This is a genomic window from Haemophilus sp. oral taxon 036 (genome assembly GCF_002998595.1).
GTDB classification, from domain to species: Bacteria; Pseudomonadota; Gammaproteobacteria; order Enterobacterales; family Pasteurellaceae; genus Haemophilus; species Haemophilus haemolyticus_K.
The window spans coordinates 581,363-596,047 of record NZ_CP027235.1 but is presented as its reverse complement, the minus strand read 5'-3'; the positions used below and the strand labels follow the sequence as shown (position 1 = coordinate 596,047).

The window sequence follows — 14,685 nt, the reverse complement described above, 5'->3', positions numbered from 1 at the left end:
TCCGCACTTTTATTTGGCATTTTTCTGGCTGCGATACCAACGTAAATATTCTTGTACTGCTTTATTATGTTCATTCAAATTTCGGGTAAATTTGTGTCCACCAGAACCATCTGCCACAAAATAATAAAAATCTGTTTTTTCAGGGTTCGCAACAGCCTGTAACGAGCTTTCACTTGGCATAGCAATTGGCGTTGGTGGTAATCCATCAATCACATAAGTATTATAAGGCGTTGGCATTTCTAAATCTTTTTTACGAATATTACCACTGTAATTCTCACCCATACCATAAATTACGGTTGGATCCGTTTGTAATTTCATTTTTGCTTTTAAGCGGTTGAGAAATACAGAGGCCACTTTTGCTCGTTCAGCAGCCACGCCCGTTTCTTTTTCCACGATAGAAGCCAAAATCAACATTTCATAAGGATTCGCTAAAGGTAAATCCTCGTCACGCTCGTTCCAAGCCTTATTTAACGCCTTTTTCATTCTCTCTGCTGAGCGCTTCAGTAGCTCCAAGTCTGTCGATTTAGGCGTATAGTTATAAGTATCAGGATAAAGCCAACCTTCCACATTTTTTAGTTCAAGATTTTGACCGACATCTGGCAAATCAAGTAATGTGAAAATTTCTTCGTTACTCTTATTTTTCAAGGTTTGCGCCAAGTGCGGTGCATTTTCAAGATCTTTTCGCCAATCTTTAAAGGTTTTTCCTTCAATCCATTTTACATTGAATTGCACTTCCTTACCTGAATTAAGCAAATCCAGTAAATCTTGCACAGTTTTAACATTCTCAAGAGAATAAGTCCCAGCTTTTATTTTATTTAGCTCAGGTTTCAACTTCAGCAAATAAGGTAATAATTTCCCATCATCAATTAACTTTTCTTGCTCAAAAAGTGCGGCTAATTTTGAACCTGTTGTGCCACGTTCAATAGTTAAAAGTTGATCTGCCTGCACATTTACTGGTGTTTTTACAAATTCAGTAATTTTGTAATAACCAAAATTAGCCACGCCCGCTAAAATCAAAATTAAAAGTAAAATCGCAATTAAAAATTTCTTCATAAGCTATAAGAAAGAGAAAATAAAAAACAACAAAAGGGGCAATTAAGCCCCTTTCTTTTAAACATTAAATCATTTATTAAAATATTGGATATCTGCTTTTTTACGCAATGCTTTAACCCAGTCTTTTGTTGCATCTTGCAATTGAGAATTTACTAAATGTTCATAGGCTTTTTGTGCGTAGGCTTCTGCAGTAAGATCGCCATCTCGCATTCCTGTCACTTCTAAAATATGCCAGCCAAACTCTGTTTTAAACGGTGCAGAAATTACTCCTTGTTTACTTTGTACAACAGTTTGTGCAAACTGTGGCGCATAAGTTTCAGGGAATGCATAACCTAAACTGCCGCCATTTGCGCCGGATAAATAATCTTTTGAATATTTTAACGCTGCATCTGAGAAAGAAATTTTTCCAGCAAGAATATCTGAGCGAATTTTGGTAAGTTCTGCTTTGGCTTGTGCATCATTTAGCATCGGATTTAGTTTAAGCAAAATATGACGAACTTCATATTCTTTTCCTGTTATTTTCTGTACGGAACCTTTTTCTTTTGCTTCCTCTAACATTTTTTGTCCAAGGGCCCAAGCTTCACTACGTGCTTGTTCAACATCCACGCTTTCATGAATTGCTTTATTTCGAATTGCATCGCGGGTCATCGTTTGTAATTGGTTTTCCCAGGCTTTTTTGACATCTTTTGCGATACGTTGGCGAAATTCATTTAGTGAGGAACCTTCATTACTTAGCGCAATAGCGAACTGACCCAAGGTTAAATTGTTTGCTGCAGCAATATGATTAAGCTGTTGCTCTACAGCTGCATTTAATGCTTTAGGGTCAATTGAAGGGGCTTTCACATCTTGCATTGCTTGATGAAGCAAAATGTCATCAATGATTTTATCTAAAGCAACTTGGCGATCTCCACTTTTTCCTATATTCGCTTGAACCTGACTTTCAAGGACTGGAACGCCATTTACCATTGCTACAACACGTTCTTCGGCTTTTACAACAGAAGCTAAAACAATGGCGCTAATAGTGGCTAAAAACAATGATTTAAATGTAGATTTTTTCATTTCTGTTTTATCAAAAAGTATCAACAATGCTCTTTAGATTATCAGTTCTAAAGAAGGTTCACAAGTGACAGTAATTATTTCCCAATAATAGCAACTTCATAGCAACCATCATATTTTTCAGTGCGAACTTGTACTAATTCCTCGCGACTTGTTGGGACATTTTTTCCTACATAGTCAGCCCTAATTGGTAGTTCTCTATGTCCACGATCGATAAAAATGACTAACTCAATTTTTGCCGCTCTACCAAAATCAGTGAGTGCATCCATTGCTGCTCGAATGGTTCGACCAGTAAAAAGTACATCATCGACAAGAATTACTGTTTTGTCTTGAATATTCAAATATTGTGAGGAGCCACTGTATACAGGCATTTTATCCTCTTGATCTACTAAGGTTAGATCGTCTCGGTAAAAGGTAATATCCAGTTCCATAGATGGTAATTTATTACCACTTAATTTTTCTACTCTATGCTGCAATAATGCGGCAATTTCAGCCCCGCGGCGTTTTATTCCAACAATCACTACATTATCGAGAGATTGGTGTTTTTCAATGATTTCATGGGAAATTCGTGAAATTGTACGAGAAAAACGATCGTGATCGATAATAATTTTTTCCATCTTGCCCAGCTTAATAAAAGATTTTCTAGGGGCTAGAGTATAAAGAAAAAGTAGTTAAAAAGCGATTGTATTTACACCCTTTTTCTTATTGTTCCGTTATACTACTAAACAGATAGATTATTGATTAGGAGGCGAGACAATGCATTATTCTATTCAGGATTTTATTCAACTTATTGCTCAATTGCGTAATCCAAATGGCGGATGCCCTTGGGATTTAAAACAAAATTATGAATCCATGATTCCTTGCTTAACGGAAGAAACTTACGAAGTAATCGAAGCGATTGAGAAGAAAGACATTCCAAATTTACGCGAAGAATTAGGGGATTTATTGTTGCAAGTCGTTTTCTTCAGTCAGCTTGCTACAGAAGATAAATACTTTACTTTTGACGATGTATTGCAAGATGTTGCTGAAAAAATTGTGCGCCGTCATCCTCATGTGTTTGGTGATGCAAAAGCGGGGGACGAAACAGAAGCCCTTTCTCGTTGGAACGAAATGAAAGCCAAAGAAAAGCAAGGTAAAAATGAAGAAACCTCTATTTTAGATAATATACCTCGAGCTTTGCCTTCTCTTACGCGAGCAGCAAAATTGCAAAAACGTTGTTCAAAAGTAGGGTTTGATTGGGAGGAAATTTCACCCGTATTTGACAAAGTGCGGGAAGAGTTAGAAGAAGTTCAAACTGAAATTAACCGCACTTCGATTGAACAAAATAAAGTAGAAGAGGAAATCGGCGATTTATTGTTCGCAACTGTTAATCTTGCTCGCCACTTAAAATGTGATCCTGAAGATGCATTACGGAAAGCGAATTTAAAATTTGAACGTCGTTTCCGAGCAGTAGAGCAAGCGGTTCAACAACAAGGTAAGCAAGTTAATGATGTGCCACTTATTGAATTAGATTTGTTGTGGGATGAAGTGAAAAAACAAGAAAATTAATTGAAAAGTGCGGTAAAAATTTCTCTCATTTTTACCGCTCTTTCTTTGTTAAAGTTGCTGAATATCCAATGCCATTTGGTCTAACATTTCATAACGTTTACGATACATAGAACGTTTTTTACTTGCGATATCTTCTAATTGTTTACGTTCAATATCCAAAGGTAATTGCCAATAATTATGGCGATATTCCCCTTGATTCTCTTGCCAGAACTCATCGTAATTAAACAAAATCTTACTGCGCGCAGAAAGACGATATTTTCCTTGCGCTTTGTGCGGAATGCCCACTAACTCACATTGCCATTTTTCAGCGAGCATTTTAAACGCATAAACCAACAGAAACATTGGACGCATACCGTGCAATGCTTTCGTAGCCTGTTTTACAAGTTCTTGAGCATTGTCACTTGAAGGGCCTTGAATCGAGGCGATAAGCAATTTATTCGGGCTCAAAAAAGTGAAAGAAGCATCGTATACTCGTTCATCATGTTGATTACGAATGTTAATAGAAAAATACCCTTCAAAGGGATCGATATGGTTGATACTCAAAGATAAACGCAAATCATCAGTTAATTGCGTTAACACGATATTTTGTTGTTCCAATAATTGTTGGCAAAGCGAACGTCCCATTTTCTCTTCTGCTAAACGTAAATTCTCCGTAATCGCCGTTAAACGTTCTGAAGCAGAAAAGCGTTTATCGCAAAAAGTAGTAAGAATTGTATTTATACGATAATAATCTTGTGTAAATAAAGGCTGCCATTGAGTTTCTGTATTAAGAAAATCCACTAATTGGCTACATTGCTTTTGATACAACCATTTATAGCCATAATAACGTAATTTTTCCCGCACTTGTTTGAGAAAAGGGCGATCCTTGGAATAAGGATACATTTGAACGTAAGTGGGGAAAATAAAATTATTTTTCGTGGACATAACTCAATATTTTGTGAAATTTAATAAAATTGTCAGTCATTCTAGCGATTATCACGTCATTTGCCAAAATTCTTTTTTGTTTAAAACCTACTTTATAACTCAGATTTTGTTATAATCTTTTCCTTGAATTCCTTTTTCCCTACCCCAATATTTACCCAAATTATCAGAAAGAATTAAGAGAGATAAATTATGGCGAAGAATACCCAACGTACGATGCCCGTATTGCCGTTACGCGATGTCGTCGTTTTCCCTTACATGGTGATGCCACTTTTTGTAGGGCGTGCGAAATCAATTAATGCCCTGGAAGAGGCGATGAACGATGATAAACAACTTCTTTTGGTATCTCAAAGAGAAGCAGATTTGGAAGAGCCGACCCCTGAAGATTTATTTGATGTGGGTACCGTTGCTAATATTATTCAGTTACTAAAACTACCTGATGGCACAGTGAAAGTGCTAGTTGAAGGTCAAAGTCGCGCGAAAATTAACAGCCTTGAAGATGGCGAAAAGTGCTTTTCCGCAAAAATTACCCCTATCGAAACCACTTATGGTGATGAAAAAGAGTTAGATGTTGCGAAAAAAGCGGTACTTTCTGAATTCGAAAATTATCTCACCTTAAATAAAAAAATCCCTGCAGATGTATTAAATGCACTTCATCGTCTTGGTGATGCAGATCGTTTATCAGACACAATGGCGGCTCATTTACCGGTAAGTGTTCGTCATAAACAAAGTGTCTTGGAACTTGCTAACGTACAAGACCGACTAGAATATCTGCTTGGCATGATGGAATCAGAGGCAGACATTCTTCAAGTTGAAAAACGCATTCGCGGTCGTGTAAAGAAACAAATGGAGAAAAGCCAGCGTAACTATTATCTAAGCGAGCAAATTAAAGCCATTCGTAAAGAAATGGATGATGGTGAAAGTGAGGATACGATTGATGAAGTTGAACAACTTCGTCAAAAAGTAGAAGCTGCTGGCATGCCAGCAGATGTGCGCAATAAAGTGGAAAATGAGTTACAAAAACTCAAAATGATGTCAGCCATGTCTTCTGAAGCAACCGTTGTTCGTAGCTACATTGAATGGATGATCCAAGTGCCTTGGCATCAACGTTCTAAAGTGAAAAAAGACATTTTGAAAGCACAACAAGTATTAGATGCCGATCACTATGGTTTAGAACGAGTGAAAGAACGTATTCTTGAATATCTTGCAGTACAAGCTCGTTTAAACAAAGTGAAAGGACCAATTCTTTGTTTAGTCGGGCCTCCAGGCGTAGGTAAAACTTCTCTTGGTCAATCTATTGCTAATGCCACTGGTCGCAAATATGTACGCATGGCATTAGGCGGTGTTCGCGATGAGGCAGAAATTCGCGGTCACCGTAAAACCTATATTGGTGCATTGCCAGGTAAATTAATTCAAAAAATGGCAAAAGTGGGGGTGAAAAATCCATTATTCTTGCTTGATGAAATTGACAAAATGGCATCCGATATGCGAGGTGATCCAGCATCAGCATTGCTTGAAGTATTAGATCCCGAGCAAAACACCACCTTTAACGATCACTATTTAGAAGTGGATTATGATCTTTCTGATGTAATGTTTGTGGCAACATCAAACTCTATGAACATTCCAGGCCCATTATTGGATCGTATGGAAGTTATTCGTCTTTCTGGTTACACCGAAGATGAAAAACTTAATATCGCGATGCGTCATTTGTTAGCGAAACAAATTGAACGTAATGGTTTGAAGAAAGACGAACTTACCGTCGAAGAAAGTGCAATTTTAGATATTATCCGCTATTACACACGTGAAGCGGGTGTTCGTGGATTAGAACGTGAAATTTCAAAAATCTGCCGTAAAGCAGTGAAAAATTTATTGGTAAATCCAAAACTTAAATCTATCACGGTAAATTCAGATAATCTGCACGATTATCTTGGTGTCAAACGCTTTGAATTTGGCAAAGCCGACACACAAAACCGCATTGGTGAAGTGACAGGCCTAGCTTGGACAGAAGTGGGCGGCGATTTACTCACTATTGAAACCGCCTCCGTTGTTGGAAAAGGAAAACTCACATTTACCGGCTCGTTAGGTGATGTAATGAAAGAATCTATCCAAGCGGCAATGACGGTTGTGCGCGCACGTGCTGAAAAATTGGGTATCAATTCTGAATTCCATGAGAAACGCGATATTCACATTCACGTGCCAGATGGTGCTACACCAAAAGATGGCCCGAGTGCAGGTATTGCAATGTGTACTGCATTAGTTTCTTGTTTAACAGGTAATCCTGTACGTGCTGATGTAGCCATGACAGGTGAAATCAGTTTACGCGGAAAAGTATTACCAATCGGTGGATTAAAAGAAAAACTTCTTGCCGCACATCGTGGGGGAATTAAAACTGTATTAATTCCAAAAGAGAACGTTAAAGATCTCGAAGAAATTCCAGAAAACGTGAAACAAAATCTTGCGATTCATGCGGTGGAAACCATTGATGAAGTTCTTGGTCTTGCGTTGGAAAATCCACCTGAAGGCATTGAATTTGTCAAAATTGAAGCTAAAGCGGCAAAATCACCCCGCCGTAAAGCGACCAATAAGACAACAAGAGCGGTCAATTAATTGAATGTTTTAGGGCTTGTGAAAACAGGCCCTTTTTATCAACGTTCACTACGTCAGTTAAGATTTCATATTTACACAACGTTAATTTGTACTTTTTCTAACTGTTCTCACATTTAAAACTTGTTAATAACACCATGCTCAAACTTCCTCCACTTTCCCTTTATGTACACATTCCATGGTGCGTTCAAAAATGCCCTTATTGTGATTTTAATTCGCACGCACAAAAAGGCGATATACCAGAACAAGACTATATTCATCATCTTCTGAAAGATCTGCAGGCCGATTTACAGCGCTTTAAAGATTCTATTCAACAGCGAAAACTCCATTCAATTTTTATTGGTGGCGGTACGCCAAGTTTGTTCTCGGCAGAAAGCATTGCGTATCTCTTAAAAGAAATAAAAAAGCAGATTGATTTTGAAGATAATATTGAAATCACATTAGAAGCGAATCCCGGTACGGTAGAAGCTGAACGCTTTAAAGGTTATGTATCAGCAGGCATTACGCGAATTTCTATGGGAATACAAAGCTTTAATGATGACAAATTACAGCGTCTTGGGCGGATTCATAATGCAGCAGAGGCAAAAAGTGCGGTCAATTTAGCGAAAGTTTCTGGGCTAAAAAGTTTCAATTTAGATTTAATGCACGGTTTGCCAAACCAAACGTTGGAAGAAGCCTTAGATGATCTTCGCCAAGCTATTGAGCTATCTCCTCCTCACCTTTCTTGGTACCAGCTTACTATTGAGCCAAATACGATGTTTGCTTACCGCCCACCTAAATTGCCAGATGATGATGAGCTTTGGGATATTTTTGAACAAGGCCACCAACTGTTAACCGCGGCAGGCTACCAGCAATATGAAACATCGGCTTACGCAAAAGCGGGTTTTCAATGTAAACATAATTTGAATTATTGGCGGTTTGGGGATTATTTAGCTATTGGCTGTGGCGCACATGGGAAACTGACCTTCCCTAATGGCGAGATTACCCGCTTTTCTAAAACCAAGCACCCGAAAGGTTATTTGCGTGGCGAATATCTTTACGAAGAAAAAAACGTGCCAGAAATTGACCGCCCTTTTGAGTTTTTTATGAATCGCTTTCGTTTGTTAGAAGCGGTGCCCAAACAAGAATTTGAAGATTACACAGGTTTATCTCAAAGTGCGGTGAAAAATCAAATTGATTTTGCCATTCAACAAAACTATATTGTGGAAAACGCTGATTCTTGGCAAATCACTGAGCATGGCAAGTTATTTCTCAATGAACTATTGGAATTATTTTTAACGGAATCGTAGCTCATCCGTTAAACCTCTCATTGCTGAAAAATTACACTTGTTTATTAAATACTCTCGTAATAAAGTAACTCAATCGTTTACTTATTAGAATAAGGAAAAGAAATGAATCAATTAGAAATGAAAAAACTCGCCGCACAAGCCGCATTACAATATGTAAAAGCTGACACAATTGTTGGCGTGGGAAGCGGCTCCACGGTGAACTGCTTTATTGAGGCTTTAGGTACAATCAAAGATAAAATTCAAGGCGCAGTAGCGGCTTCAAAAGCATCAGAAGAATTATTACGTAAACAAGGTATCGAAGTATTTAATGCAAATGATGTCTCTAGCTTAGATATTTATGTGGATGGTGCAGATGAAATCAATCCACAAAAAATGATGATTAAAGGTGGTGGCGCAGCACTCACTCGTGAAAAAATCGTCGCTGCATTAGCGAAAAAATTTATTTGTATTGTGGATTCGAGTAAACAAGTGGATGTGTTAGGTTCGACCTTCCCATTACCAGTTGAAGTTATTTCAATGGCTCGTTCACAAGTAGGCAGAAAATTAGCCGCACTTGGTGGCGCACCGGAATATCGTGAAGGAGTGGTGACTGACAACGGCAATGTGATTTTAGATGTGCACAACTTTACTATTTTAAATCCAGTTGAAATGGAAAAAGAATTAAACAACGTTGCGGGTGTCGTCACTAACGGGATATTCGCGTTACGTGGCGCAGACGTTGTGATCGTCGGTACGCCTGAAGGCGCCAAAATTATTGACTAATTCATAATAAAAATTATAAGGAAGCAAACATGACAAACAAAGTCTCTCTAGACAAATCAAAAATCAAATTTGTATTATTTGAAGGTGTGCATCAAAGCGCACTTGATACGCTCCATGCGGCAGGCTATACCAATATTGATTACTATAAAAAAGCACTAGATGGTAATGAATTAAAAGAAGCCATTAAAGATGCACACTTTATCGGCTTGCGTTCTCGCACCCATTTAACGGCAGAAATGATTGAAGCTGCACCCAAATTAATCGCAGTGGGATGTTTCTGTATTGGCACCAACCAAGTGGATTTAAACGCGGCAAAAGCACGTGGAATTCCTGTATTTAATGCCCCATTCTCAAACACTCGTTCCGTCGCAGAACTTGTATTAGGCGAGATTTTATTACTTATGCGCAATGTGCCACAGGCTAATGCCGAAGTACATCGTGGCGTCTGGAATAAATCAGCGACGGGATCTCATGAAGTGCGGGGTAAAAGATTAGGAATTATTGGTTACGGCCACATTGGTTCACAATTAAGTATTATTGCGGAATCATTAGGTATGGATGTACATTTCTACGATATCGAAAATAAACTTCCGCTCGGTAATGCCAAACAGGTTCGTAGCCTTGAAGAATTACTCAGTTCTTGCGATGTGGTTTCATTACATGTGCCAGAGCTGCCATCTACCAAAAACTTAATGAACGCTGAGCGTATCGCACAATTAAAACAAGGTGCCATTTTAATCAATGCTGCGCGTGGCACAGTGGTAGATATTGATGCTCTTGCTCAAGCCTTAAAAGACGGGAAAATTCACGGTGCCGCAATTGATGTATTCCCAATTGAACCTGCGTCAATTAACGAGGAATTTGTCTCACCGTTACGCGAATTTGATAATGTTATTTTGACACCACATATCGGCGGTTCAACAGCAGAAGCACAAGAAAATATCGGTTTTGAAGTGGCAGGCAAATTTGTCAAATATTCAGACAATGGTTCAACGCTGTCTTCAGTTAACTTCCCTGAAGTATCTTTACCAGAACACGAGGGAACAAAACGCTTATTGCATATTCACGAAAATCGTCCTGGTATATTGAACAAACTGAACCAAATTTTCGTCGAGGCCAACCTCAATATTGCCGCGCAATATTTGCAAACTGACCCCAAAATTGGTTATGTTGTCGTGGATGTAGAAACGAATGATGCATCGCCATTACTGACAAAATTGAAGGAAATCGATGGCACAATTCGTGCGCGGGTACTTTATTAGTTAGAAAATAACCCAACTTATAAGATAAGTTGGGTTATTTGTAGAGTATGAAAATTTTACTCGCTAGATTAATTAAAGGAGATCCTAGATTTTAGGATGGCTTCAATTTAATTAAAAATTGTCTAGTTTTCCTAATTTCTTTCATAAGGTGCATCTGTTAAGGTCTTTAAAAAAGATTCTAGTGCATCAATTTCTGTATCAGTTAATGGTTTTCCTTTAAGCGCGTCGTGGCTTACAGTTGGTGCATATTCGGGCAAATCCCAGGGCTTACCGGTTTCTGGATTAATTTTTCGTGCAGGGTTATTGTAGCTATCTAAGAATAATAATACGGTGTGAAGTTCTTTAAAGACTCCATTGTGCATGTAAGGAGCAGTAACTGCGACATTACGGAGTGTGGGCACTTTGAATTTTCCTTTTTGTTTTTCATCCCCTTTTACCATTGGATTATCAAGCAAGCCATTATCAATCCAGTTATTGTCTAATTTATTATGTGCAATTAAGGTTTCATTCTTAGGAACACCAAGATTGAAATAACGATAGTTTGTGAAAGTTTCTTCTTCGTGATCGTCTGTCTGTAATTGATGACAATTACTGCAATTTGTTTTTTCTTTATCAAAAAATAATGCTTTTCCTAAAGATTCTTGTTCTGTGAGGGTATCCTTTCCAGCTAAAGTGCGGTCGTATTTTGAGCTGAATTGGTTAAATAAATCTAAATGTTCAAAAGTAGCTAATGCTTGTTCCATAATGGCATATATTTTCTGATTATCTTTCCATATTTCGGCACCGAAATATTTTGTAATGTAATCTTTCACGGCTTGATTTTCTTCAATACGTTTTACTACATCTGCTTTATCTTTCATGCCCATTTCTACAGGGTTTAATGGCGGACCTCCAGCTTGTTCTGCAAGATCTTTTGCTCTACCATCCCAGAATTGTCCGCCCACATAATCTTTAATTTTTTCATCAAAATGGAAGCTAGGTGAATACTTAGCATAAAGTGCAGTTGGCGTGTTACGGTTACCAAATTTTGTTGGATCATCTCCTTGAGAGACCATATGAGCGATGTCATTTTGACGCAAGTCAGCAAAGGCTGCTGCTGGCATATGGCAAGTGGAGCAGGATTGGGTCTTATTATGAGAGAGGGATTTATCAAAAAAGAAAACTTCTCCAAGACCGAGTAAAATAGGATCGATTTTTTTTCCCTGTGCTAGACATAGAGTAGGGAGAATTAACATAAGAAGTAATAATTTTTTCATTTAGACTCCAATAAAAAATAGGTAAAAACAAACCGCACTTTGGGTTTTATTCTATATGTTCACTCAAGAATCCACCGCTTTGGTGAGCCCATAGTTTTGCATATAGTCCATTTTGTTCCAGTAATTCAGCATGGGTACCTTGTTCAACAATTTGTCCTTTATCAAGCACAATCAGACGATCCATCGCTGCGATAGTGGATAAACGATGGGCAATGGCAATCACTGTTTTATTTTCCATCATTTTATCGAGACTTTCTTGTATTGCCACTTCCACTTCCGAATCCAGCGCGCTTGTGGCTTCATCTAACAATAGAATTGGTGCATCTTTTAACATGACACGAGCAATAGCAATGCGCTGACGCTGACCACCTGAAAGTTTGACACCGCGTTCACCCACATGGGCATCATAGCCTTTTCTGCCTTGAGCATCAGTGAGGAATGGAATGAAATCAGCGGCTTCTGCTCGTTCAGCTGCTAAAATCATCTCTTCATCTGTGGCATTAGGGCGTCCATAAATAATATTGTCACGAACAGAGCGATGTAGCAGCGAAGTGTCTTGAGTCACTAAACCAATTTGGCGGCGTAGGCTTTCTTGTTGCACATCTAGTACATTTTGCCCATCAATGGTAATCGCGCCTTGTTGTGCTTCATAGAAACGCAGCAATAAGTTCACAATTGTAGATTTTCCTGCACCAGAACGACCGATCAATCCCACTTTTTCACCTGGTTTGATGGTGAGATTGAAATGATTGAGTAATGGTTTTGTCGGATCGTAAGCAAAGGTAATATCGTTAAATTTAATTTCCCCTTGTTTCACTTGTAACGGCGATGCTTGAGGTTTATCCACAATAGTGTGAGGTTTAGTTAAAGTATTCATTCCGTCGTTTACGGTTCCGATATTCTCAAACAAACGGGCAGATTCCCACATAATCCAGCGAGACAGCCCATTTACGCGTAATGCCATTGCCGTTGCCGTTGCTATTGCACCCACGCCAACTTGACCATTTTTCCATAAAATAATGCCGAGTACGGCTGTGCTCAGTGTAAGTAAAATATTAGCTGAATAGGTGAGCGTGTCCAGTGATGTGGCTAAGCGCATTTGGGCGTGTACCGTCACCATAAAATCTTCCATAGAACGTTTGGCATAAGCGGCCTCACGCGAACCATGAGAGAATAATTTTACTGTGGCAATATTGGAATAAGCATCTGTAATGCGTCCTGTCATTAAAGAACGAGCATCAGCTTGTCGTTGTGCAGTTTTTGATAATTTAGGAATGAGGGTTCGTAGGATAAAAATAAAAATCGTAATCCAAGCAATAAATGGCAGTAAGAACCAAGAATCTAATGCTGCGAGAACTAATCCTGATGTAATAAAATATACGATGACATATACAAGCATATCCGCAAGTGTGAGCACTGTATCACGAACAGCAAGTGCGGTTTGCATTACTTTGGCAGACACTCTGCCGGCAAATTCATCTTGATAAAAACTCAAACTTTGTCCAAGCATTAAACGATGGAAATTCCAACGTAATCGCATTGGAAATACGCCTTGTAAGGTTTGTAAACGTACGGTAGAGGCTAAAAATCCCCACACAATACTAACAAGTAATAGGGCAGCCATGCCAATTAATAAATGGCCTTTTTCTTGCCATAATGTCTCAGGCGTAAATGTCCCTAACCAATCTACAAGCGTTCCCATAAATTGGAATAATACGGCTTCCATTACACCGGTACCAACCGTTAGTACTGTCAGTAAGAGAATCCAGCCTTTCATTCCTTCAATGCTAGACCAAATAAAACGCAATAAGCCTTTTTTAGGTGTTGTTGGATTACCTTCTGGATAAGGATTTAAACGGTTTTCAAACCACGAAAAAATTTTGTTAAACATATCTTTTCCTTAAAAAGAAAAGGCAACAGATGTTGCCTTTCAAAAAAACTTGGCGATTATAGCGCAAAAATTCTCCAATTTATAGGCTGGCAGATTTTCTGTATTGGCTTGGCGAAATTTGGTAGTAATTCTTGAAGGCTTTACTAAAATGCGCTTCCGATTGATATCCTACCTCTAAAGCAATGGCAAGCACAGATTGTTGGGATTGCTTTAATAAAAACGCTGCCGATTGTAACCGCACTTGAGTAATAAAACGCCCTGGCGACATACCAAGTTGTTGCTGAAAAACACGAATAAAGTTTGCACGAGACATTGCAGAAAGATCGGCTAACTGTTCAATTCGCCAATCTTCTTGAGGGTGTTGTAATATCGCACCTAGCACCGTATTTAATCGCTTGTCTTGCAACGCAAGTAGCACACCGCCTGTAATTAAGTTCTCTTGAATCGCATGGCGTAAAATATAAATTAAAAGCACATTCGAAAGTGCATCGACGACTGATTTCGTACCTGCATCGTTTTTTTGTGCTTCTTGTAGAAAAAGTTGAACCAAAGGATGAATCGGTGTATCGCATAAATTGAGATGCAAATATTCAGGCATAGAAGCTGTGAGGAGAGCATCTTGCTGATAATAAAATGCACCGCAGAACATTTTTAAATCTGGTGTGCCTTGCCCTACTTGATACAATTCAAATGCACCTTGCCAGCTTTTTTTCAATGATGCGTCCTTTATTTGGTTGGATGAATGACGCATAAAGTGCGGTTGATTTTGGGGAAGGAAAAAGATATCACCTTCCTTTAAATGAAATTGCTTTTGTTCGAGTGTAAGCCAGCATTCGCCTTGTTCAATAAGATGGAATACGCCTTTTCCTGCATCTTTTTCTTGATGGGCGACTTGCCATTCACCTTGAAATTCACAGCGAATATTAATTTCCCCACGCACTTGTGCTAAATGGGTGAGTTTATCTAAATAATCCATAATGAGATGTTAGCGATAAAAATTGAGATAAATAAGCAAGTATCATAATCCAATCTGCCTATAATTT

Annotated in this window: 12 protein-coding genes; 5 read left to right on the top strand and 7 right to left on the bottom strand. The window is 38.5% G+C overall.

Going from position 1 to position 14,685, the window contains the following annotated elements:
- Positions 1-9: 9 nt before the first annotated feature.
- The 3 genes from mltG to pyrR form a co-directional block, all read right to left on the bottom strand.
- Positions 10-1,053: an endolytic transglycosylase MltG gene (gene mltG, locus C3V42_RS02890; protein ID WP_106013574.1), complete on the bottom strand. Its 1,044-nt coding sequence runs from the start codon at positions 1,051-1,053 to the stop codon at positions 10-12.
- Positions 1,054-1,122: 69 nt separating this feature from the next.
- Positions 1,123-2,112: a peptidylprolyl isomerase gene (locus C3V42_RS02885; RefSeq protein ID WP_106014303.1), complete on the bottom strand. Its 990-nt coding sequence runs from the start codon at positions 2,110-2,112 to the stop codon at positions 1,123-1,125.
- A gap of 74 nt (positions 2,113-2,186) precedes the next feature.
- The gene (gene pyrR, locus C3V42_RS02880; protein WP_048952948.1) at positions 2,187-2,726 is read right to left on the bottom strand and encodes a bifunctional pyr operon transcriptional regulator/uracil phosphoribosyltransferase PyrR; all 540 of its coding nucleotides are present in this window, start codon (positions 2,724-2,726) and stop codon (positions 2,187-2,189) included.
- Positions 2,727-2,865: 139 nt separating this feature from the next.
- Here pyrR and mazG point away from each other — a divergent pair, with 139 nt between their 5' ends.
- Positions 2,866-3,657: a nucleoside triphosphate pyrophosphohydrolase gene (gene mazG, locus C3V42_RS02875; RefSeq protein ID WP_106013573.1), complete on the top strand. Its 792-nt coding sequence runs from the start codon at positions 2,866-2,868 to the stop codon at positions 3,655-3,657.
- A gap of 48 nt (positions 3,658-3,705) precedes the next feature.
- Here mazG and C3V42_RS02870 read toward each other — a convergent pair whose 3' ends face one another.
- On the bottom strand, positions 3,706-4,581 hold the full coding sequence (locus tag C3V42_RS02870) for a VirK/YbjX family protein (protein ID WP_106013572.1): 876 nt from the start codon (positions 4,579-4,581) through the stop codon (positions 3,706-3,708).
- A 189-nt stretch (positions 4,582-4,770) separates the two neighbouring features.
- Between C3V42_RS02870 and lon the strand changes: the two genes are divergently transcribed.
- From lon to serA, 4 genes are all read left to right on the top strand, one after another.
- Positions 4,771-7,185, top strand: a complete 2,415-nt coding sequence (gene lon, locus C3V42_RS02865) for an endopeptidase La (protein WP_106013571.1) — start codon at positions 4,771-4,773, stop codon at positions 7,183-7,185.
- Between the two features lie 134 nt (positions 7,186-7,319).
- Positions 7,320-8,471 carry a radical SAM family heme chaperone HemW gene (hemW, locus tag C3V42_RS02860; RefSeq protein ID WP_106013570.1) on the top strand — a complete coding sequence of 384 codons (1,152 nt, stop codon included), beginning with the start codon at positions 7,320-7,322 and terminating at the stop codon, positions 8,469-8,471.
- Between the two features lie 102 nt (positions 8,472-8,573).
- Positions 8,574-9,233 (top strand): ribose-5-phosphate isomerase RpiA, encoded by a 660-nt coding sequence (gene rpiA, locus C3V42_RS02855; protein ID WP_048952943.1) that lies wholly within the window; start codon positions 8,574-8,576, stop codon positions 9,231-9,233.
- A gap of 29 nt (positions 9,234-9,262) precedes the next feature.
- Positions 9,263-10,495: a phosphoglycerate dehydrogenase gene (serA, locus tag C3V42_RS02850; protein WP_106013569.1), complete on the top strand. Its 1,233-nt coding sequence runs from the start codon at positions 9,263-9,265 to the stop codon at positions 10,493-10,495.
- Between the two features lie 131 nt (positions 10,496-10,626).
- On the opposite strand, the gene C3V42_RS02845 is transcribed toward serA, so the two are convergent.
- From C3V42_RS02845 to C3V42_RS02835, 3 genes are all read right to left on the bottom strand, one after another.
- Complete coding sequence (locus tag C3V42_RS02845; protein WP_106013568.1) at positions 10,627-11,751, bottom strand: cytochrome c peroxidase; 1,125 nt, start codon at positions 11,749-11,751, stop codon at positions 10,627-10,629.
- 46 nt (positions 11,752-11,797) lie between these two features.
- Positions 11,798-13,642, bottom strand: coding sequence for an ABC transporter ATP-binding protein (locus C3V42_RS02840; RefSeq protein ID WP_106013567.1), 1,845 nt, complete (start codon positions 13,640-13,642; stop codon positions 11,798-11,800).
- Positions 13,643-13,721: 79 nt separating this feature from the next.
- Positions 13,722-14,618: an AraC family transcriptional regulator gene (locus C3V42_RS02835; protein ID WP_106013566.1), complete on the bottom strand. Its 897-nt coding sequence runs from the start codon at positions 14,616-14,618 to the stop codon at positions 13,722-13,724.
- Positions 14,619-14,685 lie beyond the last annotated feature (67 nt).

Coding starts and splice junctions, on each gene's coding strand:
- mltG (WP_106013574.1), bottom strand. CDS start 1,053: ATGAAGAAATTTTTAATTGCGATTTTACTTTTAATTTTGATTTTAGCG.
- C3V42_RS02885 (WP_106014303.1), bottom strand. CDS start 2,112: ATGAAAAAATCTACATTTAAATCATTGTTTTTAGCCACTATTAGCGCC.
- pyrR (WP_048952948.1), bottom strand. CDS start 2,726: ATGGAAAAAATTATTATCGATCACGATCGTTTTTCTCGTACAATTTCA.
- mazG (WP_106013573.1), top strand. CDS start 2,866: ATGCATTATTCTATTCAGGATTTTATTCAACTTATTGCTCAATTGCGT.
- C3V42_RS02870 (WP_106013572.1), bottom strand. CDS start 4,581: ATGTCCACGAAAAATAATTTTATTTTCCCCACTTACGTTCAAATGTAT.
- lon (WP_106013571.1), top strand. CDS start 4,771: ATGGCGAAGAATACCCAACGTACGATGCCCGTATTGCCGTTACGCGAT.
- hemW (WP_106013570.1), top strand. CDS start 7,320: ATGCTCAAACTTCCTCCACTTTCCCTTTATGTACACATTCCATGGTGC.
- rpiA (WP_048952943.1), top strand. CDS start 8,574: ATGAATCAATTAGAAATGAAAAAACTCGCCGCACAAGCCGCATTACAA.
- serA (WP_106013569.1), top strand. CDS start 9,263: ATGACAAACAAAGTCTCTCTAGACAAATCAAAAATCAAATTTGTATTA.
- C3V42_RS02845 (WP_106013568.1), bottom strand. CDS start 11,751: ATGAAAAAATTATTACTTCTTATGTTAATTCTCCCTACTCTATGTCTA.
- C3V42_RS02840 (WP_106013567.1), bottom strand. CDS start 13,642: ATGTTTAACAAAATTTTTTCGTGGTTTGAAAACCGTTTAAATCCTTAT.
- C3V42_RS02835 (WP_106013566.1), bottom strand. CDS start 14,618: ATGGATTATTTAGATAAACTCACCCATTTAGCACAAGTGCGTGGGGAA.